The sequence below is a fragment of the Neisseria sp. 20925_1_37 genome (assembly GCF_041433255.1).
GTDB lineage: Bacteria > Pseudomonadota > Gammaproteobacteria > Burkholderiales > Neisseriaceae > Neisseria > Neisseria flavescens_D.
Window position 1 is genome coordinate 172944 of the sequence record NZ_JAPWBC010000002.1, and the last position, 21372, is coordinate 194315.

Sequence of the window (21372 nt, forward strand, 5' to 3'; positions counted from 1 at the left end):
CCGCCAAACAATCAATAGGAGGCTTTGCCATGCAACAAAAAGTCCGTTTCCAAATCGAAGGCATGACCTGTCAGGCCTGTGCTTCGCGTATTGAAAAAGTGTTGAACAAAAAAGATTTTGTCGAATCGGCGGGGGTGAACTTCGCCAGCGAGGAGGCGCAGATTACGTTTGACGACAGCAAAACTTCCGCAGCCGACATCGCCAAAATCATTGAGAAAACCGGCTACGGCGCGAAGGAAAAAACGGAAGATACATTGCCGCAACCTGAAGCAGAACACCATATCGGCTGGCGGCTGTGGCTTTTGTTGGCCATTAATATTCCGTTCCTTATCGGCATGGCAGGCATGATGATCGGGCGGCACGATTGGATGATTCCGCCTGTATGGCAGTTTGTACTGGCAAGTATAGTGCAACTTTGGCTGGCAATCCCGTTTTACAAAAGCGCGTGGGCGAGCATTAAAGGCGGGCTGGCGAATATGGACGTGCTGGTTACCATCGGTACGGTGTCGATTTACCTTTATTCTGTCTATATGCTGTTTTTCAGCCCGCACGCGGCGCACGGCATGGCACACGTGTATTTTGAAGTAGGCGTGATGGTGATCGGTTTTGTGTCGCTGGGCAAATTTTTGGAACACCGCACCAAAAAATCCAGCCTGAACAGCTTGGGCTTGCTGCTCAAACTCACGCCGACCCAAGTCAACGTGCAACGCGATGGCAAATGGAAACAACTTCCCATCGACCAAGTGCAAATCGGCGACCTTATCCGCGCCAACCACGGCGAACGCATCGCTGCCGACGGCATTATCGAAAGCGGCAGCGGTTGGGCGGACGAGAGCCACCTCACCGGCGAATCCAATCCCGAAGAGAAAAAGGCGGGCGGCAAAGTGTTGGCGGGCGCGCTGATGACCGAAGGCAGCGTGGTGTACCGCGCCACGCAGCTCGGCAGCCAAACCCTGCTCGGAGATATGATGAACGCGCTGTCCGAAGCGCAAGGCAGCAAAGCGCCGATTGCACGCGTAGCCGATAAAGCGGCGGCGGTATTTGTGCCTACTGTCGTGGGCATTGCACTTTTGACTTTTATCGTTACTTGGCTGATTAAGGGCGATTGGACGGTGGCGCTGATGCACGCCGTTGCCGTTTTGGTGATTGCCTGCCCGTGCGCACTTGGTTTGGCAACCCCTGCCGCGATTATGGTTGGCATGGGCAAGGCGGTGAAACACGGCATTTGGTTTAAAGACGCGGCGGCGATGGAAGAAGCCGCCCACGTTGATGCCGTCGTGTTGGACAAAACCGGCACGCTGACCGAAGGCAGGCCGCAGGTTGCCGCCGTTTATTGCGTTCCCGACAGCGGCTTTGACGAAGACGATTTGTACCGCATCGCCGCCGCCGTCGAACAAAACGCCGCCCACCCACTCGCCCGTGCTATCGTCTCCGCCGCCCAAGCGCGCGGTTTGGATATTCCCACCGCACAAGACGCGCAAACCGTTGTCGGCGCAGGCATTACCGCCGAAGTCGAAGGCGTGGGTTTGGTGAAAGCGGGCAAAGCCGAATTTGCCGAATTGACCTTGCCGAAGTTTTCAGACGGCGTTTGGGACATCGCAAGTATTGTCGCAGTCTCGGTTGATAACAAACCCATCGGCGCATTCGCACTTGCAGACGCGTTGAAAGCCGATACCGCCGAAGCCGTAGGCCGTCTGAAAAAACACAATATCGATGTCTATATTATGAGCGGCGACAACCAAGGCACGGTCGAATATGTTGCCAAACAACTGGGTATCGCACACGCCTTCGGTAACATGAGTCCGCGCGACAAGGCTGCCGAAGTGCAGAAACTCAAAGCCGCCGGCAAAACTGTAGCTATGGTCGGCGACGGCATCAACGACGCGCCCGCACTCGCCGCCGCCAACGTCAGCTTCGCCATGAAAGGTGGTGCGGACGTTGCTGAACACACCGCATCTGCGACGTTGATGCAGCATTCGGTCAATCAACTCGCCGATGCCCTGTTGGTGTCGCAGGCAACTTTGAAAAACATCAAGCAAAACCTGTTTTTCGCCTTCTTCTACAATATCTTGGGCATTCCGCTCGCCGCACTCGGCTTTTTAAACCCCGTCATCGCAGGCGCGGCAATGGCGGCAAGCTCGGTTTCGGTATTGGGTAATGCCTTGCGCCTGAAACGGGTGAATATTGAGTGATAATATAAAGGCCGTCTGAAGACTGTTTTTTCAGATGGCCTGTCATCAAATATTTTTGGAGAAATAATCAGATGAAAACACTTCGTTTATTGTTTGGTTTAGCATTGGTTGCCACTGCATTTAGCGTGCAGGCTGAGGATTACAGCGAGAAGCAGCACGATAAGCTGATACGGGAATGCAATCGGAACAATCTGGAGAGTTGCGTCACTGCGGCCATTTGGATGCGCGATTATCTTGAAGCGCCTGCTCATGCGTATCCGTTTCTGAAAAAAGCCTGCGATGGCGGCAATATGCGCGGCTGCAATGTTTTGGGCAATCTGTATCTCAATCCGTCCAGCGGTTTGGGCATGGATTATGCCGCAGCGGTCAAGCTCTACGAGCGAGCCTGTAAAGGCGGTTATGAAAATGCCTGTACCAATCTTGAAGAAACTAAAGCAGAGATGGCGCAAGGCAATACACCAGACCGCGACAGCCGTTTAAACCAACTGAGCGAATCTTGTGCTTTGGAAAACGAATCCGCTTGTCAGGCGTTAATGATGGAAATGCAACGTTGAGCGTCACGCTGAGGCCGTTTGAAGATTGTTTTTCAGACGGCCTTTAATCCATATTTTCTGATTTCGAGACTCAAGCGGGAGTATGTCGTATGGACATGATGTTGTTTACCAATATTGTATTGATTGTTTTATGTATTTTTACCATGTTGCTGGTGTGGTCGCGTAACTGGAAACGCAAGCAGGCGTATTTTGAGAAAATCAAAAGCAATCCGGAAAACCTCAAATGGGTTGGGCAAAATCTGACCGGTCAGGAATGGAAGGATTTGAAAGTCGTAAGCGACCGTTTTGGTCTGCCCATGTTGCAGGCCAAGCAATTAATTGATTTTTATAAAAACAGTCAGCTCTAATTGATGATTTAACGATAGAACTTGACTGAAGTTAAGGCCGTCTGAAATAGCACTCTTATAATAATATAAGTGATATTTCAGACGGCCTTGCTGTTGATTCAAATAAAGGGAGGAGAACAAAAATGACCGTTTACTTAATCGGCGACTCCGTTCGGCTTGCTTCGGAGCCTTACACGCGCGCCGCTTTGCCTGAGGTGGATATTGTTTCTCCATCGGAAAACTGCCGTTCGTCGCATGATGTGTTAGAGCATATCAGGCAATGGACAGAGGGCGCGACTGTGGGAGACATTATCCACATCAATTGCGGTTTGCACGACATCCGCCATAATCAAGGCTGTAATGAGCCGGTGGCCGATATAAAAACCTATCGCAGCAACCTGATTCAAATTTTCGATTATCTGAAACAGACAGGGGCAAAAATTATTTGGGCGAGCAGTACGCCGTTTTTGGAAAGCGTACACAATATCGTCAAACCCTCGCGCCGCTATCTGGCCGACTTGAAGGCCTATAACCGTGTGGCGGAGGATTTGGCAAGGCAATATGGTTTTACCGTCAATGATTTATACAGTCTGATGTTTGAGCAGGATTTGACCGATGTGATGCTGTGCGATGGACTTCATTTCAATGAGTTCGGCAGTAAGATGATAGGCGAGGCAGTAGCCGAAGCGATATTGAAACAGTTGTGCTAACTTGACGTAATCCATTTTTATTATGTTTTTAATATTGAGACAGACTTTAAGTTGCAACCCAATATCTATTGGGGTATAGTGATTACTCTTATCAACATGAAACTAAGAAGGAATAAATGATGACTGGCAAATTAGATCAAATCAGCGGTGAAGTAAAAGAGAAAGCCGGCGAAGTTCTTGACGATTCCAAACTCAAAGCTGAAGGCGTAGTTCAACAAGGCGTCGGTAAGACAAAAGAAGTTGCTGCGGATGCTAAAGAAAAAGCAGAAAACTTTGCAGGTGAAGCCAAAGAAAAAGCGGCGCACTTCGCAGGCGAGGCTAAAGAAAAAGTAGAAAACTTTGCAGGTGAAGCTAAAGAAAAAGCAGCTCATTTAGCCGGTGAAGCCAAAGAGAAAGTAGCACACTTGGCTGAAGAAGCCAAAGAAAAAGCTGAAGGCTTGATTAATGATATTAAAAGCAAATTTTAATATTTAAAGAATAAAAGGCCGTCTGAAAGATTTTTCAGACGGCCTTTGTTTATGGTTTTAAAGTTTAGGCAAACTGTTTGCCAAATTCGATAAACTCGTCTTTTTTGGCTTTGGCTTTGCCGGAGTCGATGGCTTCTTGCGCGGCTTTGACACCGTCCGCCAGCGATGCGACCACATTTCCTGCGTAGAGCGCGGCGGCTGCATTGAGGACGACGATGTCGCGTGCGGCACCGACTTTGCCATCCAGCACTTCGTTCATTTTTTGCAGGGATTCTTGCGCGTTTTCGACTTTGATTTCGTCCAAATTGCGGCGGATTTCCATGCCGAAATCGGCCGGGCTGATATCGTATTCGGTGATTTTGCCGTCTTTCAGTTCGGCAACGCGGGTTTTGCCGGTCAGCGTGATTTCATCCAAACCGCCTTCGCCGCACACAACCAAAACATGCTTGGAACCAAGCTGTTGCAATACGCGGGAAAGAATGCCGCACAAGTCGATGTGGAACACGCCCAACAGTTGGTTTGCCGCGCCGGCAGGATTGGTCAGCGGGCCTAAGATATTGAAGATGCTGCGGAAGCCGAGCGAACGGCGGACAGGGGCAACATAGCGCATGGCGCTGTGATGGTTGGGCGCGAACATAAAGCCGATGCCGGTTTGCTGAATGCTTTGGGCAACCTGTTCGGGGTTGAGATTGAGGTTGGCGCCCATTTGTTCCATGACATCGGCAGCGCCGCTGGATGAAGAAACGGAGCGGCCGCCGTGTTTGGCGACTTTCGCGCCTGCCGCAGCCGCGACAAACATGGAAGTTGTGGAAATATTGAAGGTTTTGGCACCGTCGCCGCCTGTACCGACAATATCGACCAAGTCATCGGCGTTTTCCAGCGGTACTTTGGTGGCAAATTCGCGCATTACGCTGGCTGCGGCGGTAATCTCGGAAACGGTTTCAACTTTAATCCGCAGGCCGGTCAGGATGGCGGCGATTTGCTCGGGCGGAACTTGGCCGCTCATGATTTGGCGCATGAGGTCGGTCATTTCATCGTAGAAAAGTTCGTTGTTGCTGATGAGGCGTTCAATCGCTTGTTGAGGGGTAATCATGATTTTTCCTTTGTTCGTGTCCGATGTGATTCAGGCCGTCTGAAAATGCGGTTTGAACATTGTCAAACACATTTCAGACGGCCTTTCATTAAGATTTTTGCGGACGATAGTCTTTAAATTCTTCCAGGAAGTTTTTCAGCATATCGTGGCCGTGTTCGGTTAGCAGGGCTTCGGGGTGGAACTGTACGCCTTCGACGGCATATTCTTTATGGCGTACGCCCATGATTTCGCCGTCTTCCGTCCATGCGGTAATTTCGAGGCAGTCGGGCAGGGTGGCGCGGTCGATGGCCAGGCTGTGGTAGCGCGTGCAGTTGACCGGATTGGGCAGATCTTTAAACATGCCTGTGCCGTGGTGGAAAACGGGGGAGACTTTGCCGTGCATCATCGTTTGCGCGCGCACGACATTACCGCCGAACGCTTCGCCCATGGTTTGATGGCCGAGGCACACGCCCATGACGGGCAGCCTGCCGGCAAAGTGCTGCATGGCTGCAACAGAAATGCCTGCCTCTTTAGGGGAACAAGGGCCGGGGCCGATGACCAGATATTGCGGCTTTAGGGCTTCGATTTCTTCGATGGTGATTTCATCGTTGCAACGTACCAAAACTTCCTGCCCCAATTCGGCAAAGTATTGGACGATGTTGTAGGTGAAGCTGTCGTAATTGTCGATAAATAAAAGCATTTGCAAACCTTTAATGACATTTTGGCAGACAGGGTAAGGTCTGCCAAAAGTGTAAAAATCGTTTATGTTTGCATAATATCACAATCTTTACCTAAAGGCCGTCTGAAACGGCGGATAAGACAAAACAGCTAAAAAATGCTATGCTTTACGCTTTGAACCTAATCTGTTTGAAGTGATGAAAAAGTATCTTATCCCGACTGCCGCCGTCGTTGTCGCCGCTGCGCTCGGCACGCCTTATTATCTTGGTGTCAAAGCGGAAGAAAGCCTGACCGAGCAACAAAAGCTGTTGCAGGAATCCGGTTTCCTGACCGTTGAGTCCCACCAATACGATCGCGGCTGGTTCAGTTCAACCGAGACGACCGTCATCCGCCTCAAGCCGACCCTGCTTCAAAATACGCAAAAATATCTGCCGGACAATTTGAAAACCGTCCTGCAAGAGCCGATTACGGTCATCAACCACGTGACCCACGGCCCGTTTGCCGGAGGTTTCGGCACGCGCGCCCATGTGGAAACCGAGTTCCAATACCATCCGGAAACCAAAAAGGTTTTGGACCGTTTCTTCGGCCAGCAAACGCCGTTGACCATGACCAATACGGTTTACCTTTCCGGTGACGGCAAACTCAGCCTCAATATTCCCGCCTTCGATTATGAAGAGCTTTCCGGTATCAAGCTCAACTGGAAAGGCTTTAGCGGCAATACCGATTACAGCCAAGGCTTCAAAAGCTATCGCCACGATTATCTTGCGCCGTCTTTGCAAGTCAAATTGGCCGACAAAGGCGATGTATCTTTGGAAAACCTGCGCTTCCAATCCGAAACGGAAGACGGCCTGACCAAGCTTTCTTTGGGCAAGAGCAGCATTACGCTGGATAAATTCCTGCTGCAATGGAAAGAAAATATCGATTACAACGTTAAGTTGAATGAGTTGGTCAACCTTGTGACCAACCTGCAAATCGGTGCATTTATCAATCCGACCGGCACGATTGCTCCGTCTAAAATCGAAGTCAACAAACTGCGTTTCGATACCCAGACCGGCGAAGTCGATAAATTCATCAACAGCGAAGGCCGCTTCCAATTTGAAAGCCTGACCTATGGCGAAGACAAATACGGCCCTCTGGACATCAATGTCGCTGCCGAGCATTTGGATTCTGCATCACTTTTGGCATTGAAAAACAAAATTGCCGAAGTGTCCGCGAAGAAAATGAGCGAAGAAGAAATTCAGGCTTCCTTGATTCAGACGGCCAAGAACGAGGCTTCAGGCCTGTTTACCAACAATCCGGTTTTAAACGTCAAAACCTTCAAATTTACCATGCCTAATGGTGATGTCGATGTCAGCGGCAAGCTTGCCTTTAAAGGTTTGACGGCTAAAGACCTCAACAGCCTGGGCGATATGCTGAAAAAAACCGAAGCCGACTTTAACATGAGCGTACCGCAAAAATTGTTGGAACAACTCGCCGTCAACCAAGCAAGTAGCCTGTTTAGCGTCAATGCCGAAGATGAAGCCGCAGGCCGTGCCAGCATCGACGATATCAACGAGACCTTGCGCCTGATGGTGGACAGCACCATTAAAAGCATGGCAAGTGAGAAATATCTGACCTTAGAAAACGATAATGTCAAAACCCATCTGACTCTGCAAAACAGCGAGTTGAAATTAAACGGAAAAGTTCTTCAAAGCGACCCGGAACCCGAGTTTGACGAATCAGACTTTCCCAATAACTAATCCTCAATCACACAAACAGCGGTTTTAACTTCCCGGAAGTTAAAACCGCAAATCAACCCACAATCAAAAAGGAAACCCATGTTTCGTACCATGCTCGGCGGCAAAATCCACCGTGCCACCGTTACCGAAGCCGACCTCAACTACGTCGGCAGCATTACCGTTGACCAAGACCTGCTGGATGCGGCAGGTATTTGTGTGAACGAAAAAGTCGCCATCGTCAACAATAACAACGGCGAACGTCTTGAAACCTATACCATTCCCGGCGAACGCGGCAGCGGCGTCGTTTGCTTGAATGGCGCGGCTGCGCGTTTGGTTCAAAAAGGCGACATCGTGATTATCATGTCTTACGTTATATTGTCCGAACCTGAAATTGCAGCGCATGAGCCGAAAGTTGTCCTCGTCGATGAGAACAATAAAATCCGCGACGTGATTTCTTATGAGCCGCCGCACACCGTGTTGTAATATTCAAACAAAGGCCGTCTGAAACGTTTCAGACGGCCTGTTTCCCAAATTCAACTTATCTGAAAGGCTTTGCCGTGAATATCCAAATCAACAACATCACCGTCAGCAACAATGCGCCCTTTACCCTTTTCGGCGGCATCAATGTCCTTGAAGACCTCGACTCTACGCTGAAAGCCTGTGAGCAATACGTTAAAGTAACCGATAAGCTCGGCATCCCTTACGTGTTCAAAGCCTCTTTCGACAAGGCAAACCGCTCTTCCATCCACTCTTTCCGCGGTGTGGGTTTGGACGAAGGCATGAAGATTTTTCAAGCGGTGAAACGCGAGTTTAACGTTCCCGTGATTACCGACGTTCACGAGCCTTACCAATGCCAGCCGGTTGCCGAAGTCTGCGATGTCATCCAGCTGCCTGCCTTCTTGGCACGCCAAACCGATTTGGTGGTGGCAATGGCGAAAACCGGCAATGTCATCAACATCAAAAAGCCGCAATTCCTCAGCCCTTCTCAAATGAAAAACATTGTGGAGAAATTCCAAGAAGCAGGCAACGATCAAATCATTTTGTGCGAACGCGGCGCAAACTTCGGCTACGACAATTTGGTGGTCGATATGCTCGGCTTTGGCGTGATGAAAAAAACGTGTCACAACCTGCCCGTTATTTTTGACGTAACCCATTCCCTGCAAACGCGCGAATCTGGCGCTGCTGCGTCAGGCGGTCGTCGCGCCCAAGTATTGGACTTGGCGCTTGCCGGTATGGCAACCCGATTGGCTGGTTTGTTCCTTGAATCCCATGCCAATCCCGACCAAGCCAAATGCGATGGCCCAAGCGCATTGCCGCTTGCCCAATTGGAAGACTTCCTGACCCGTGTTAAAGCGATTGATGAAACCGTGAAATCGTTTGCGTCCATGGATATTCGTTAAGGGCAAATAAGTTAAAAGGCCGTCTGAAAGCATTTTCAGACGGCTTTTTTATTAGCGTTACTGTCCGCGTAAAAACAACGCATCCAATTCTTTTAAAGTCAGTTTGACCCAAGTCGGACGGCCGTGATTGCACTGGTTGCTGCGCGGCGTGTTTTCCATATCGCGTAGGAGCGCATTCATTTCAGGCAAGGTCAGTTGGCGGCCAGCGCGGACGGAGCCGTGGCAGGACATGGTGGCGAGGATGTGGTTTTCGTGCTCTTCGATGGTTTGGCTGCTGCCGACTTGGGCGAGTTCGCCCAATACATCTTTGGCCAGCGAAACGACGTCGGCTTTACCGAGCATGGCGGGAACTGCACGGACGGCAAGGGTATTGCCGCCCATGTCGGACAATTCCAGCCCGAAGCCTGCCAGCGTTTCGGCATGATCGGTAAGGGCGGCGCATTCTTCGTGGGATGCGGCAAAGGTTACGGGAATAAGCAGGCGCTGGCTTTGCAGGTTGCCATTTTCCTGACGTTGGCGTTTCATTTTCTCGTAGTTGACGCGTTCGGCGGCAGCGTGCATATCGATGAGCAACAGGCTCTCTTCGGCTTGGGCAAGGATGTAGATGCCTAGTAATTGGGCAATGGCAAAGCCGAGCGGCGGTAATTCGGATTGGGAGGGAAGGCCGTCTGAAAGCGGCGTATCTGTTTTGGGAGTAGGCGTTTCAGACGGCATATTGCCGAAACGTGCCTGCTCGAATTGGCTCAACTCAAGGTCAATGTCGTCGGTTTTTTTGTAGAGTTCGGCATAAGTATTCATGGCCGCGCAGCTTTCGCGCAGGGACAGGCTGCGTTGCTGCGGCGCGCGTGCGGCTTGGTAAGGCATGGGCGCGGTTTTGCCTGATGAGCCAAAGGCATTGCGTGTGTCGGGTTTGTTGCCTGTCGGGTAGTTTGATGTGCTATCAAACAGATTTTCGCTGTCGTTTTCAGACGGCATTGGTGCAGGCGTAACGCCGGTAATGTCATGCAACACTTCGCCTGCGTTGCTGACGCTTTCGGTCAAGTCGGCGCGCGTGTTGGCAAGTGCTTTGTTGAGCGTGTGGAACACAAGTTGGTGCACCTGTTGGCTGTCTCGGAAGCGGATTTCGGTTTTGGTCGGGTGGACGTTGACATCTACGGCTTCGGGCGGCAGGTCGAGAAAGAGGACGAAAGCAGGTGTCAGCGCGTTGTGCAATACGTCGCGGTATGCCTGCTTGACGGCATGGAGCATGACTTTGTCGCGCACAAAGCGATGGTTGACGAAGCAGTATTGTTTGTCGGTTTTGCCTTTGGCAAAGGTCGGCTTGGCAATCGCGCCATAGAGCCGCAGCGCGCCATTGCCGCTGTCAATTTCCAATGAGGCCGTCTGAAAATCATCGCCGACAATGGCGGCGATACGTTCATGCAGGCTTTGTGCAGGAAGTTTGAACACTTGTTTGCCGTCGCGTTTGAGTGAGAAGGCAATGTGCGGATGCGCCAGCGCGAGGCGTTCGAGCATGGTGGCGCAGTGGGCGTATTCGGTATTTTCGGATTTGAGGAACTTGCGCCGTGCGGGGGTATTGAAGAAGAGTTCGGCAGCTTCGATGGTGGTGCCGACGGGGTGGGCGGCTACCGTAGGGCTGCTGAGTTTGCCGTCTTCTGCTTTGACTTGGGTCGCGTGCGAACTGTCTTCTTGGCGGCTGGTCAGGGTCAGGCGGCTGACGGAGGCGATGCTTGCCAAGCCTTCGCCGCGAAAGCCCATGCTGGCAACGTGTTCCAAATCGTTTAAGGTTTTGATTTTGCTGGTGGCATGGCGGTGGAGCGCAAGCTCGATGTCGTCCGGATGGATACCGCTGCCGTTGTCGCTGACGCGAATCAGGCGGATGCCGCCGCCTGCCAGCTCGACATCAATCACTGTCGCGCCTGCATCGATACTGTTTTCAACGATTTCTTTCAAGGCGTTGGCAGGGCGTTCGACCACTTCTCCGGCGGCGATTTGGTTGACGAGATGGTCGGGCAGGGCGGCAATTCGGGACATCGGTTTCTTTCAAAAAAGCAACGGCAGAAGAGAAAATTACAGGTATTTGCGCATCAATTCGCATTCGACGCGGACGGTTTTGTTCAGCTGCAACACGGCAGTACCGAGCGATTCGTAGCGGTTAAGTCGATAAAAAGGTACGGAATTGAGCGAGGCATACAGTTTGAGAAAGCTGAGGCCTGCATTTCGTGCCATTTCTTCGGCACGGCTGAGCAGGGCCGTACCCAAGCCGAGATTGTGGAAGAGCGGATGGACGTATAAGGCGTCCAATTGCGCTTCTTTGAAATCGACTTGGAAGAAGCCTTGAATCAGCCCTTTGTATTCGACCACCCACAATGCTTTGTTTTTATCGGAGATGGTTTCCAAATAGCTGTTGATGTCGAGCAGACTTTCCCATGCGTGCATAATGGTTTCATCGTAACTGCGGATGCAGGCGTATTGAACGGCATGCAGATGGGCGTTGTGTATGGCTTGGCAGTCTTTTTCGGTTGCCGGACGGAGGATGGTCAGAAGGCTCATGGCGGATGGTCGGAAAAATTGATTTCAGACGGCCTTTGGCAATCAAAGGCCGTCTGAAAAAAGTGGGTAAGGTTACAGGCTTTGATGTAAGGTTTGTGCGGTTTGGAACGCGTTGTCCGCATCGTTGGCCAAGACGGTAAAGTGGCCCATTTTTCGGCCTTGGCGCGCGACTTTTTTACCGTATAGATGCAGATGTGCGTTCGGGTTGCTTTGCAGTGGCAGCCATTCGGGCTCACCGCCGTCTTCCTTCCAAACGTCGCCCAAAATATTCGCCATACAGCAAGAACTTAGCAATTTGGTGTCAGCCGGAGGCAGGTTGCACATCAGGCGGACCTGTTGCTGGAATTGGTCCGCCGCGCAGGCATCGATGGTGTGATGGCCGGAATTGTGCGGACGCGGCGCGATTTCGTTAACGACCAATTCATGTGTATCGCCGACAACAAACATTTCTACCGCCAATACGCCGACGTAGTTCAATTCATCGGCCAAACGCTGTGCCATTTGTCGCGCCTGTTGCTGAATGTCGGCACTCAGTCGGGCTGGAACGATGGAGTAGGCGAGGATGCCGTTTTCGTGAATATTTTCGGCAGGGTCGAAAGTTTGCACGTTGTCATTGTTCAGACGGCATACGATAACGGAAATCTCGCCGCGCAAGTCCACCATTTTTTCTAAAACGCAATCCACGCCTCCGTGTTCGGCAAATGCGGCTTTGAGTTCATCCAATGTTTTTACGCGGATTTGGCCTTTGCCGTCGTAGCCTAAAGTGGCAGTTTTTAAGATGCCGGGTAGAAATTGTACGCTTTCTTCAGTGATGTCTTCGGCTTTGCAAACTGCTTGATACGGCGCGGTTTGCAGGCCTGCTTTGCGTATCCATGCTTTTTCCTGAATGCGGTTTTGCGCGATGGCAACGCAGTCGCCGCTGGGGGAAACATTGGTATGTTTGGCGAGAAAACGCATCGCGTCGGCATTGACGTTTTCAAACTCGGTCGTAACCGCCGCGCATTTTGCCAATTCTTCCAAAGCTGCTTCATCATCAAATGGCGCGCATAAATGACGGTCGGCAAATTCTGCTGCCGGCGCATTCGGGTCGGGGTCGAGTACAGTTACTTTGTAGCCCATGGTTTTGGCAGCAACAGTAAACATTCTGCCTAATTGTCCGCCGCCAAGAATGCCGAGCATAGCAGGAGGGAGGATGGGGGATGTGTTCATGGATAATCGCTTTATGAAGAAATTGGGTAGGGTGTTTGCAGACCGTCTGAACATGGTTTTACGGCTTCAGACGGCCTAATGTTTTAAAGTTTACCGATAAATTGCGGCGGAACGTTTTCAGTTAACCATACGCCGTTGTCCGCCAGATAAAATTGGTGTCCTGCCGCAAGCATGGCGACAGTGTCGATGGTCAATACAACAGGCTTGCCGTGTCGGGAGCCGACGTTGACGGCTGTTGCGGCATCGGCAGACAGATGGACAAAATGGCGCGAGGCAGAATGTAGGCCTTGTTCCAAAATAGACGGAACAGAGCGCTCAGCCGTGCCGTGATACAAAATATGAGGAGGCGTTGCCACTTTGTGTTCGACCTGAACTTGTGCCGTCGAATGACCTTGCGCCGCGCGGATACGTTTGCCGTCTTCAGAAAGGGTAAACCTTTTTTTATCGTTGTTTTCGACCACTTCCAATAATATTTCGTAGGTCAGCGGATTGCCCATAAAGCCGCGCTCGGGATGGTTTACCTGCGTCAGCAGGGTATCAATATCCACCCAGCCGTCTTTATCCAAAGTAATACCGATTTGCTCGGGATGATGACGCAAAATAAAGCTGAGGAATTTGCTGATGGATTTTAGTTGTTTTTCGTTTAGTATCATAATCTTGTTGTTTAGTCATTTCAGAGCATAGGCCGTCTGAAATTTATTTATCCAACCCTTCTTGCACCATTTGCGCTGCGCGGATTACTGCGCGGGCTTTGTTTTGGGTTTCCTGCCATTCGGAAGTTGGGTCGGAGTCGGCAACTACGCCTGCGCCGCTTTGGACGAAGAGGGTATTGTTTTTAATCACGGCAGTGCGGATGGCAATGGCCAAGTCCATGTCGTTGTTGAAACTCCATACGCCGACTGCACCGCCGTAGATGCCGCGTTTGCTTGGTTCGACTTCTTCGATGATTTCCATGGCGCGGACTTTTGGAGCGCCGGAAAGTGTGCCTGCCGGGAAGGTGGCGGCGAGGATGTCCATGTTGGTCATACCGTCTTTTAGACGGCCTTCTACGTTGGAGACGATGTGCATCACATGGGAGTATTTTTCAATCACCATTTTGTCGGTGACTTTGACTTCGCCGGTTTTACTGATGCGGCCGACGTCGTTTCGTCCTAAGTCAATCAACATGACGTGTTCGGCAATCTCTTTGGCATCGCTCAGCAGGTCTTGTTCGTTGGCGAGGTCTTCGGCTGGTGTTTTGCCGCGCAGGCGTGTGCCGGCGATAGGGCGGACGATGACATCGTCGCGTTCGCGGCGGACGAGGATTTCAGGCGAAGAGCCGACAATATGGAAATCGCCGAAATCGTAGTAGAACATGTATGGCGATGGGTTCAGCGTACGCAGGGCGCGGTAGAGGGCAAGCGGATTGTCGGTAAATTCCATGCTCATGCGTTGGCTGGGGACAACCTGCATGCAGTCGCCTGCAAAGATGTAGTCTTTGATTTTGTTGACGCAGGCTTTGAAAGGTTCTTCTCCAAATTCGCTGACTGCTTGGGTTTGCTTGCTGCCGAGGGAAAGCGGGATGGCGCAACTTTGGCGTAGCTGGGTACGGATGTCTTCAAGACGTTCGCGCGCGCGTTCGTAGCCGTTGGTTTGAGACGGATCGGCATAAACAATCAGGTAGATTTTGCCGCTTAGGTTATCCACTACGGCAAGCTCTTGCGAGAGCATCAGGAGGATGTCGGGCGTACCGAGTGGATCGGCTTTGGCCGTATGTTTCAGGCGGTGGGCAAAATGTTCGAAATTGTAGATGGTTTCATAACCGAAATAGCCGACCAGGCCGCCGGTAAAGCGCGGCAGGCTTGGGATTTCGGGCGTTTTGAAGCGGTTGTGGAAGGCTTCGATAAAGGGCAGGGGATTGCCGTCGTGTTGTTCGACGATTTCGCCGTTTTGATACACATCGACATGTTTGCCGCTGGTTTTGAGATAGTGGTTGCAAGGCAGGCCGATAAAGGAATAGCGGCCGAAGCGTTCGCCACCGACAACGGATTCGAGCAGGTAGGTGAAAGGCTTGTTGGCAAGTTTGAGGTAGATTGAGAGCGGTGTGTCCAAGTCGGCAAGCAGCTCTTGAACGAGTGGGATGCGGTTGTAACCTTGTGCGGCTTGGGCTTGGTATTCTTGTTTGCTGATCATCTTGATAAGTCTTTCAGACGGCCTGTTTTAGGGTGTTAAATCGTGTGAAGAGTATAGCATTTTATTGGAATTGTTGACAGTCTGAGCGTTATGTCAGATATGGAAAACGCCGTCTGAAAAAGACGGCGCGAGGTATCAGGCAATGGTGTTGGAGATTTTGTTTTTCCGGCTTCGTTTCCACTTGAAAATATAAGCGGCAACAACGGGAATCAGGGCGATAATGGATTTGAATGTCCAGCCTGAATACCATGTACCTTCGGGAACATCGCTGGCAAGCCAAGTGAAGTATGGCCACCAGCAGGCAACCAGGCTGCCGAGGAACAGCGGCCAAATATGACGGCTTAAGTTGCGTTGCCATAAAAGGAAACAGATGACCGCCCAAACAAAAGTCAGTATGGTAATCAGGAGAATGGTGTAGGCATCTGAAATCAGGATGGCGGCAAAGTAGTAGCTGAGTCCGACCCATAATAGGGCAAGTATCAAGACGATGATTTCTTCCGGGCGTTTAAACATATTTTCTCTCTTTTATAAGACTGGCAATGCGTTAATACTATACCCTAAACAAGAAGCGATGATAAGAGTCTTTCAGACGGCCTTATAGCCGGGTTTGCTATAATGGGTGCAATCAATTTTTTGGAAAGGACAAACCATGACGGCAAACTTTCAAGAAACGCTGAAGGCTTTGGGCAAACAGGCGAAAAAGGAAGCTGCGGAGCGGGAAGCGGAAGCAAAGGCTAAAAAGCAGGTAGAGGATGTGGATTTCAGCAAGGCGGTTGGTAAGGTTACGCCGTTAAAAAATGCCGGCAATTATTATGAACAGCCCCGCGATAAATCGCCTATCAAGCCGCGCCCCAAAGAAATGGCGACTTTGGAGCAGGAAGATTATTTTTATGTAGGCAGCGGCGGCTGGGAAGAACCGCCGGCTTCGTTCAGTAAAAACGGGCAGGGTAAAAATGATTTGATGCGTTTGCGAAACGGTCATTATCCTGTGGTAGCGGATGTAGATTTGCACGGCTATACGCAGGAGGAAGCGCAGCAGGTATTGAACGAATTTATTGAGTTTACGAAAAAACACGGCGTTTGCGGCGAGATTGTCCACGGCAGCGGCTTGGGTTCTGCAGGCTATAAACCGGTTTTGAAAAATATGACGCGCCGCTGGTTGATGCAGCATCCTGACGTGTTGGCTTATGTCGAGCCTCGACAAGGCAATGATGGCGCAGTCAGGATTTTGTTGAAACGCCAACGCCGAGACGATGATTGGAAGCAGTAAAATAAAAAAAAGCAGTGTCAGTAAGATGACGCTGCTTTTTTATGTTTGCCAGACTAAGAAGATTTCTTTTTGGAAACCGATTCGCAACCTTTGCCATTGGTCATTGCGGTTTTGAATTTATCGGCAGAATCAATATCAGTGCATTTGTAAGCATTGCCCAAACTATCCATCCAAACGGAAAGGATATAGCCTGTTTTTGTGGGAATGGCTTTCAAACGATAGGCTCGGCTTGTACTGGCATCAATCATTTCGGCGGAGTATTTGTATTTGTCTGCCAAATCTTTATGGCCTTTGTATGAGGAAATAAAGTCATTCAACTGAGTTTTAATCTCATCAGTTTTCCACTTTGGATTTTTAACCATCTGGTTTTTAAAAGCAGAATTGATGGCGACTAACTCGGCATGCGCTTGTGATTGGTAGCCGCGCTCAATGTAGCGGTTGTAAGACGGAATAGCAATGACGCTCAGGATGGCTAAGATGGCGACGGCAATCATCATCTCAACCAGCGTAAAGCCTAGTTGTTTGGTAGAGGTTTTATTCATTATATTATTCGCTGGCAACGTAAGACTGAAGAACGACTTGGGTATTGGCATTCTTACCCCATGCTTTGGCTGTAACGCGGTAGGTAATTCGACCCTCAGTAGATTTGCCTAAATATTCGATGATGTAGCGTGGATTGTTTGTGATGCCGCTTTTTTTATCTAAAGGATATTCCGTACCATTGGTGTCAATACACAGGTTTTTGTCGCATTTGCGCTTCCAAGCATCTACGGTTGGGCTACCTTCTTCAGTAAAATCGCCATTGGATTTTACGTTTGGTGTGGAACATAAACCTTTTTCACATTTTGCGGTAAAAGTAGTCTTTTTACCTTCAATATCAAAAATTTGATTTTCACCTTCACGCAGTGCCGCTTCGGCTAGGGTGGTTGCCAGTTTGCGGTCGGCATCATTGGTACTGATACGCTGTTCAGTATTGTAGGACTGGGTAGCTGTGACCACGAGCAGGGCGATGACGACCATCATCATTAAAACGATAAACAAAGCATAGCCCTGCTGCTGGTTAGGTTTGTTTAGAGTGATCGGTCGGCACATACGTTTCCTCCGCGGATGGTGGCATTAATATTATAGATATCGACTTTATTGTCTTGTTCTTTTGATGGGTCAATACTGCCGTTATTCAGTACGATTTGGATAGAAGCCGGAGACTTAGCCTCAGCTGAGATATCCAATGCGTTTTTGTAATCAAATGATTCTGTATTTACTCCGCTGGCAGATGCATTTTCAGAATTAGGACATTCTGCATAGATATAGTGGATATCCATGATTGTAATGCCTTTAATCAACAGCTGCGGATTACTCCATGAGCCATCATTTGATAATTGGAAACGGAACAAACCGCTCTCTTCGCCAAGTTTGCCGACAGCGTAGGCAATCATTTCATGTTTCATGATGGCGATACTGCCGTCTTGATCAGAGTCGTTAATTTTTAAAGCCAATTTTGCCGCCGCCAAATCTTTAATTTCTGTTTGAGGCTTTGCAATGCCTGAGCAGCTACTGACAATAGCAGTTTTTGCAGCAGGGTTTGCTTTGTCGATTCCATATTGAAACAGCAGGGCTTTGCCGGTTTGAGCAAAACCTGCATAGCCTAATTTATTGATTTCTTTAACCGGTAACAGCTTATTCACACTAGCTGTTTTCAATGTGTATTCATCCGAGCTTTTGTCTTCTATTACTGCAGAGGCGGGAGAATTCGACATATTGAAGCAACCGAAATTGCCTGCCATACGCGCATCACGGACGATCATATTGGCGGCGTTGCGCAAATCTTGTTGGATACCGATACGGGCATTGGCAGATTTGTTCAATCCGCGCGCAGTAAAGTAGGTGGAGCTGACCGCCATTAAGACAATCATGCTGAGCAGGCTGGCAACCAAAAATTCAAGGATGCTGAAGCCTCGAATAGCGGTTTTATTGGGAATATGGTTGAGTAAGCGTTTATTGTTCATTGTTAGTCTCTTACGCGTGATTGGTAGGTATAGACAACGTGATGCCCCGATGTATTGAGATTTTTTACGCTATTTTCTTCTTCGACATCTTGCAACCATAAAACTTTCACGATGGTCGTGTCGCCTTTGCCATCGTCCTCGCAGTTTGGTTGGATGTCTTGGATGTCATTGTTGTAAGTCGGCTCTGCACCGGAAGAATCTTTGCAGATAGTGAAGAAGACTTGGGCTTCGGGAAGGGCTTTGGCTAAATCGGCTTTAAACTGTGCAATTTGAGCTTGCGCAAGTTGCGCTTTTGTCATTTTATCTTTAAATTCATTAGTTTGCTTTGAGTCTTTAAGCTGTTCAGAGCTTGATGTGATGTAAGCATCGTAGGATTTTTTATAACGGGAGGTTTTGTCGCCTGCAGTATCGGTTTCTTCAGAGAGCGTCGGATTGATGAGCATGCCTTCGATTAGATTTTGTGTAATTTGGGCGACAGTGGTTTGATTTTCAGACTCACGCACGTTGGATACGGTACGCAGTTGGACAGCCAGAAGGGCGAGCACACCGATGGCAAGGACAAACATGGCAATCAAAACTTCAATCAGGGTCATGCCTGATTGAAGTTTTGGGGTAAAGCTTGTTGAGCTCGTTTTCAGACGGCCTTTAAATGATCTGAGATGAGTAGAATTTGTAATGTTCATAAGATACCATTGTTATTATTTGGAAGAGTATTCGCACATTTTGCGCTCATCGTTTTTAGCACAGATTTCGACATGCCCATTGCCATTGATTAAAAGTACGGTAGCACGGGCTTTCTTGGTTTCAGTATCGGCGGCGGATTTATCTGTTAGGCTGATTTTGATGTGACCGTCTGAAAATTGATAATTCTTGCCATCGGTTGAATGGCCAAATGTACCATTGGGAAGAAATCTCCACCAGACTTCTTTGGGAGCTGAAGCAGAGAGAGCAGAACGGTCATTGCCGATAGGAATATAGTTGAAGCTGTATTCCACTTTGTCGGTGTCTCCATTGAGAATAATGGAGCGGATGGATAAATCGACAGTATCGTTTTGATAGCGTAAGTCTTCGTTTTTATCGGCGTAGGCCAACATACCATTACCGGCATATTTGGAATCGCAACCATTATTGGGCGAGCCATCGGATTTGATTTTGACCGGGCAGATGTAAACGGGAAGATTGAGACGGACGGCCTCATTTCGCGCGAAGCGCAGCAGATTGGCAATTTGCTCTGCTTGCGATGCTGCACGTCTGGAGGCAATCCATTGATTCATATTGGGAAGTGCGATGACGGCCATTACTGCTGCAATAGTAATGACGATCAGCAACTCAATTAGGGTGAAGCCTTTTTGTGTCTGATACATGAGTGATTTTTGGTAGTAATGTGTTGGGGTAACCGACGTTTTCTCTTTTGCATTTGCCTGTGGCAATGCTTTTGCTTTTATTGGATTTATTCTAAACGATTTTGGAATGCGTGACTAATAAAATATGAAATTCGGTTAGTTTTTCAGATAACCTGTCTCAATCTTCCATCAACATGGATTCTGGAACATAGGCAGCATTATCAAATTTGGTAAATTGACCCATCCAAGTGAGGAATACTTTCCCGACGGGACCGTTACGGTGTTTGCCGATAATACATTCCGCCAAGCCTTTTGCGGGTGATTCTGAGTTGTAGTATTCATCACGATACATGAACATAATCAAGTCGGCATCTTGTTCGATTGCGCCGGATTCACGCAAATCGGACATCATCGGGCGTTTGTCGGTACGCTGTTCAACGGTACGGCTCAACTGCGACAGGGCAATGACGGGAACTTGCAACTCTTTCGCCAATGCTTTGAGTGAGCGGGAAATTTCGCCAAGCTCGGAAGCGCGGTTGTCAGAACGGCCGGAGCCTGACATTAATTGCAGGTAGTCGATGACGATCAAACCCAATTTGCCGTTGAACTGGCGCGCAAGACGGCGGGCGCGGGCGCGCAGTTCGAGCGCGGTCAAACCCGGAGTTTCATCGATATACATGGGTGCATCGGAGAGTTTAACGACTGCCTCGTTCAGACGGCCCCAGTGTTCGTCTTGCAATCTGCCGGTTTTTAAAACGCTTTGGTCCAAACGTCCGACTGAACCCAGCATACGCATAACCAGCTGCGCACCGCCCATCTCCATCGAGAATACAGCGACAGGCAGCTTGCCCTCTACGGCAACGTGTTCCGCAATATTGATCGAAAAAGCGGTTTTACCCATAGACGGACGGCCTGCGACGATGATCAAATCACCCGGTTGGAGGCCTGATGTTTTTTTGTCGAGGTCGATAAAACCTGTCGATATGCCGGTTACTTCATCAGGATTGTCGCGCGAATAAAGCATATCGATGCGCTCGACCACTTCTTTCAAAAGATCGGGCATCTCAAGGAAGCCTTGTTTGGATTTGGCGGTACTTTCGGCAATTTGGAATACTTTGTTTTCCGCCTCATCCAAAAGCTGGCCTGCATCGCGCCCTTGCGGATTGTATGCGCTGCGTGCAATTTCCGTGCCGACTTCGGCAAGCTGGCGCATGATGGAACGCTCGCGCACGATTTCGGCGTAGCGGCGGATATTGGCAGCAGATGGCGTGTTTTGCGCCAGCGTAATCAGATAGTTGAATCCGCCTGCCGCTTCCAATTCTTCATTGCGTTCCAAACTTTCCTGAACGGTAATGACGTCAGCAGGACGGCTTTCATTAATCAGATTGGCAATTGCACGAAAAATCAGGCGGTGTTCGTGGCGGTAAAAATCCTCGCCGGAAACGACATCGGCAATACGGTCCCAAGCAGAATTTTCCAGCATCAGGCCGCCCAATACGGATTGCTCCGCTTCGGTGGAATGTGGCGGCAGTGACAATGCGCTGATTTCACGGTCTTCAGACGGCATATCGGAATAATTGCTCATGACGGGCATCTCTGGCTGGAAAATTGCAATCCACTATTATAGCGCAGTGTAAGTTCAATTGGTTTGTTTAGGCTAAAGCAGGTAAAATAGCAATGTTGTCGATTTGACAACGCACAC

The 21372-nt window shown here is 49.6% G+C and carries 23 protein-coding genes; 9 read left to right on the plus strand and 14 right to left on the minus strand.

What is annotated here, in order from left to right; all coding sequences use genetic code 11:
* Positions 1-29: 29 nt before the first annotated feature.
* From O3661_RS02335 to O3661_RS02355, 5 genes are all read left to right on the plus strand, one after another.
* The gene (locus O3661_RS02335; protein ID WP_371492168.1) at positions 30-2192 is read left to right on the plus strand and encodes a heavy metal translocating P-type ATPase; all 2163 of its coding nucleotides are present in this window, start codon (positions 30-32) and stop codon (positions 2190-2192) included.
* 71 nt (positions 2193-2263) lie between these two features.
* Positions 2264-2746 carry a sel1 repeat family protein gene (locus O3661_RS02340; RefSeq protein ID WP_107848741.1) on the plus strand — a complete coding sequence of 161 codons (483 nt, stop codon included), beginning with the start codon at positions 2264-2266 and terminating at the stop codon, positions 2744-2746.
* Between the two features lie 89 nt (positions 2747-2835).
* Complete coding sequence (locus O3661_RS02345) at positions 2836-3093, plus strand: hypothetical protein (protein WP_049329664.1); 258 nt, start codon at positions 2836-2838, stop codon at positions 3091-3093.
* Between the two features lie 122 nt (positions 3094-3215).
* Positions 3216-3782, plus strand: coding sequence for a GDSL-type esterase/lipase family protein (locus O3661_RS02350; RefSeq protein WP_070460885.1), 567 nt, complete (start codon positions 3216-3218; stop codon positions 3780-3782).
* A 116-nt stretch (positions 3783-3898) separates the two neighbouring features.
* The gene (locus O3661_RS02355; RefSeq protein ID WP_003747074.1) at positions 3899-4249 is read left to right on the plus strand and encodes a CsbD family protein; all 351 of its coding nucleotides are present in this window, start codon (positions 3899-3901) and stop codon (positions 4247-4249) included.
* A gap of 64 nt (positions 4250-4313) precedes the next feature.
* Here the strand turns inward: O3661_RS02355 and trpD are convergent, their stop codons facing one another.
* Entirely contained in the window at positions 4314-5342 is a 1029-nt protein-coding gene (trpD, locus tag O3661_RS02360; protein WP_003747072.1) for an anthranilate phosphoribosyltransferase, read from the minus strand.
* 88 nt (positions 5343-5430) lie between these two features.
* Positions 5431-6021, minus strand: a complete 591-nt coding sequence (locus O3661_RS02365) for an aminodeoxychorismate/anthranilate synthase component II (protein WP_003683598.1) — start codon at positions 6019-6021, stop codon at positions 5431-5433.
* 175 nt (positions 6022-6196) lie between these two features.
* Here O3661_RS02365 and O3661_RS02370 point away from each other — a divergent pair, with 175 nt between their 5' ends.
* The 3 genes from O3661_RS02370 to kdsA all read left to right on the plus strand — a co-directional run bounded on the left by O3661_RS02370 (position 6197) and on the right by kdsA (position 9117).
* Complete coding sequence (locus tag O3661_RS02370) at positions 6197-7738, plus strand: YdgA family protein (RefSeq protein WP_371492169.1); 1542 nt, start codon at positions 6197-6199, stop codon at positions 7736-7738.
* Between the two features lie 78 nt (positions 7739-7816).
* Positions 7817-8200 carry an aspartate 1-decarboxylase gene (gene panD, locus O3661_RS02375; RefSeq protein WP_107848743.1) on the plus strand — a complete coding sequence of 128 codons (384 nt, stop codon included), beginning with the start codon at positions 7817-7819 and terminating at the stop codon, positions 8198-8200.
* 74 nt (positions 8201-8274) lie between these two features.
* Positions 8275-9117, plus strand: coding sequence for a 3-deoxy-8-phosphooctulonate synthase (gene kdsA, locus O3661_RS02380; RefSeq protein ID WP_107848744.1), 843 nt, complete (start codon positions 8275-8277; stop codon positions 9115-9117).
* A 57-nt stretch (positions 9118-9174) separates the two neighbouring features.
* On the opposite strand, the gene mutL is transcribed toward kdsA, so the two are convergent.
* The 6 genes from mutL to O3661_RS02410 form a co-directional block, all read right to left on the minus strand.
* Positions 9175-11151: a DNA mismatch repair endonuclease MutL gene (mutL, locus tag O3661_RS02385; protein WP_371492170.1), complete on the minus strand. Its 1977-nt coding sequence runs from the start codon at positions 11149-11151 to the stop codon at positions 9175-9177.
* A gap of 36 nt (positions 11152-11187) precedes the next feature.
* Positions 11188-11670, minus strand: coding sequence for a GNAT family N-acetyltransferase (locus O3661_RS02390; RefSeq protein WP_003747064.1), 483 nt, complete (start codon positions 11668-11670; stop codon positions 11188-11190).
* Positions 11671-11742: 72 nt separating this feature from the next.
* Positions 11743-12879: a 5-(carboxyamino)imidazole ribonucleotide synthase gene (locus tag O3661_RS02395; protein WP_107848747.1), complete on the minus strand. Its 1137-nt coding sequence runs from the start codon at positions 12877-12879 to the stop codon at positions 11743-11745.
* Between the two features lie 83 nt (positions 12880-12962).
* Positions 12963-13532, minus strand: a complete 570-nt coding sequence (locus O3661_RS02400; protein ID WP_371492171.1) for an RNA 2'-phosphotransferase — start codon at positions 13530-13532, stop codon at positions 12963-12965.
* A gap of 43 nt (positions 13533-13575) precedes the next feature.
* The gene (gene trpE, locus O3661_RS02405) at positions 13576-15051 is read right to left on the minus strand and encodes an anthranilate synthase component I (protein ID WP_371492172.1); all 1476 of its coding nucleotides are present in this window, start codon (positions 15049-15051) and stop codon (positions 13576-13578) included.
* Between the two features lie 135 nt (positions 15052-15186).
* A complete protein-coding gene (locus tag O3661_RS02410; RefSeq protein WP_371492173.1) occupies positions 15187-15564 on the minus strand; it encodes a hypothetical protein in 378 nt (125 codons plus the stop codon).
* Positions 15565-15700: 136 nt separating this feature from the next.
* Between O3661_RS02410 and O3661_RS02415 the strand changes: the two genes are divergently transcribed.
* Entirely contained in the window at positions 15701-16321 is a 621-nt protein-coding gene (locus O3661_RS02415; protein WP_371492174.1) for a Smr/MutS family protein, read from the plus strand.
* Positions 16322-16374: 53 nt separating this feature from the next.
* Here O3661_RS02415 and O3661_RS02420 read toward each other — a convergent pair whose 3' ends face one another.
* The 6 genes from O3661_RS02420 to dnaB all read right to left on the minus strand — a co-directional run bounded on the left by O3661_RS02420 (position 16375) and on the right by dnaB (position 21255).
* Entirely contained in the window at positions 16375-16863 is a 489-nt protein-coding gene (locus O3661_RS02420) for a PilX family type IV pilin (protein WP_371492175.1), read from the minus strand.
* A 4-nt stretch (positions 16864-16867) separates the two neighbouring features.
* Positions 16868-17413 carry a PilX N-terminal domain-containing pilus assembly protein gene (locus O3661_RS02425; RefSeq protein WP_371492176.1) on the minus strand — a complete coding sequence of 182 codons (546 nt, stop codon included), beginning with the start codon at positions 17411-17413 and terminating at the stop codon, positions 16868-16870.
* A complete protein-coding gene (locus O3661_RS02430; RefSeq protein WP_371492177.1) occupies positions 17392-18327 on the minus strand; it encodes a PilW family protein in 936 nt (311 codons plus the stop codon). Before O3661_RS02430 ends, O3661_RS02425 begins: the two co-directional genes overlap by 22 nt.
* Before the next feature lie 2 nt (positions 18328-18329).
* Positions 18330-19010, minus strand: a complete 681-nt coding sequence (gene pilV, locus O3661_RS02435) for a type IV pilus modification protein PilV (protein ID WP_371492178.1) — start codon at positions 19008-19010, stop codon at positions 18330-18332.
* 15 nt (positions 19011-19025) lie between these two features.
* Complete coding sequence (locus O3661_RS02440) at positions 19026-19691, minus strand: Tfp pilus assembly protein FimT/FimU (RefSeq protein WP_371492179.1); 666 nt, start codon at positions 19689-19691, stop codon at positions 19026-19028.
* Between the two features lie 157 nt (positions 19692-19848).
* Positions 19849-21255: a replicative DNA helicase gene (gene dnaB / locus O3661_RS02445; protein ID WP_036490624.1), complete on the minus strand. Its 1407-nt coding sequence runs from the start codon at positions 21253-21255 to the stop codon at positions 19849-19851.
* Positions 21256-21372: the final 117 nt, after the last annotated feature.

Excerpts from the sequence above, each read along its gene's own strand:
- O3661_RS02335 (WP_371492168.1), top strand. The coding sequence starts at position 30 with ATGCAACAAAAAGTCCGTTTCCAAATCGAAGGCATGACCTGTCAGGCC.
- O3661_RS02340 (WP_107848741.1), top strand. The coding sequence starts at position 2,264 with ATGAAAACACTTCGTTTATTGTTTGGTTTAGCATTGGTTGCCACTGCA.
- O3661_RS02345 (WP_049329664.1), top strand. The coding sequence starts at position 2,836 with ATGGACATGATGTTGTTTACCAATATTGTATTGATTGTTTTATGTATT.
- O3661_RS02350 (WP_070460885.1), top strand. The coding sequence starts at position 3,216 with ATGACCGTTTACTTAATCGGCGACTCCGTTCGGCTTGCTTCGGAGCCT.
- O3661_RS02355 (WP_003747074.1), top strand. The coding sequence starts at position 3,899 with ATGATGACTGGCAAATTAGATCAAATCAGCGGTGAAGTAAAAGAGAAA.
- trpD (WP_003747072.1), bottom strand. The coding sequence starts at position 5,342 with ATGATTACCCCTCAACAAGCGATTGAACGCCTCATCAGCAACAACGAA.
- O3661_RS02365 (WP_003683598.1), bottom strand. The coding sequence starts at position 6,021 with ATGCTTTTATTTATCGACAATTACGACAGCTTCACCTACAACATCGTC.
- O3661_RS02370 (WP_371492169.1), top strand. The coding sequence starts at position 6,197 with ATGAAAAAGTATCTTATCCCGACTGCCGCCGTCGTTGTCGCCGCTGCG.
- panD (WP_107848743.1), top strand. The coding sequence starts at position 7,817 with ATGTTTCGTACCATGCTCGGCGGCAAAATCCACCGTGCCACCGTTACC.
- mutL (WP_371492170.1), bottom strand. The coding sequence starts at position 11,151 with ATGTCCCGAATTGCCGCCCTGCCCGACCATCTCGTCAACCAAATCGCC.
- O3661_RS02390 (WP_003747064.1), bottom strand. The coding sequence starts at position 11,670 with ATGAGCCTTCTGACCATCCTCCGTCCGGCAACCGAAAAAGACTGCCAA.
- O3661_RS02395 (WP_107848747.1), bottom strand. The coding sequence starts at position 12,879 with ATGAACACATCCCCCATCCTCCCTCCTGCTATGCTCGGCATTCTTGGC.
- O3661_RS02400 (WP_371492171.1), bottom strand. The coding sequence starts at position 13,532 with ATGATACTAAACGAAAAACAACTAAAATCCATCAGCAAATTCCTCAGC.
- trpE (WP_371492172.1), bottom strand. The coding sequence starts at position 15,051 with ATGATCAGCAAACAAGAATACCAAGCCCAAGCCGCACAAGGTTACAAC.
- O3661_RS02410 (WP_371492173.1), bottom strand. The coding sequence starts at position 15,564 with ATGTTTAAACGCCCGGAAGAAATCATCGTCTTGATACTTGCCCTATTA.
- O3661_RS02415 (WP_371492174.1), top strand. The coding sequence starts at position 15,701 with ATGACGGCAAACTTTCAAGAAACGCTGAAGGCTTTGGGCAAACAGGCG.
- O3661_RS02420 (WP_371492175.1), bottom strand. The coding sequence starts at position 16,863 with ATGAATAAAACCTCTACCAAACAACTAGGCTTTACGCTGGTTGAGATG.
- O3661_RS02425 (WP_371492176.1), bottom strand. The coding sequence starts at position 17,413 with ATGTGCCGACCGATCACTCTAAACAAACCTAACCAGCAGCAGGGCTAT.
- O3661_RS02430 (WP_371492177.1), bottom strand. The coding sequence starts at position 18,327 with ATGAACAATAAACGCTTACTCAACCATATTCCCAATAAAACCGCTATT.
- pilV (WP_371492178.1), bottom strand. The coding sequence starts at position 19,010 with ATGAACATTACAAATTCTACTCATCTCAGATCATTTAAAGGCCGTCTG.
- O3661_RS02440 (WP_371492179.1), bottom strand. The coding sequence starts at position 19,691 with ATGTATCAGACACAAAAAGGCTTCACCCTAATTGAGTTGCTGATCGTC.
- dnaB (WP_036490624.1), bottom strand. The coding sequence starts at position 21,255 with ATGAGCAATTATTCCGATATGCCGTCTGAAGACCGTGAAATCAGCGCA.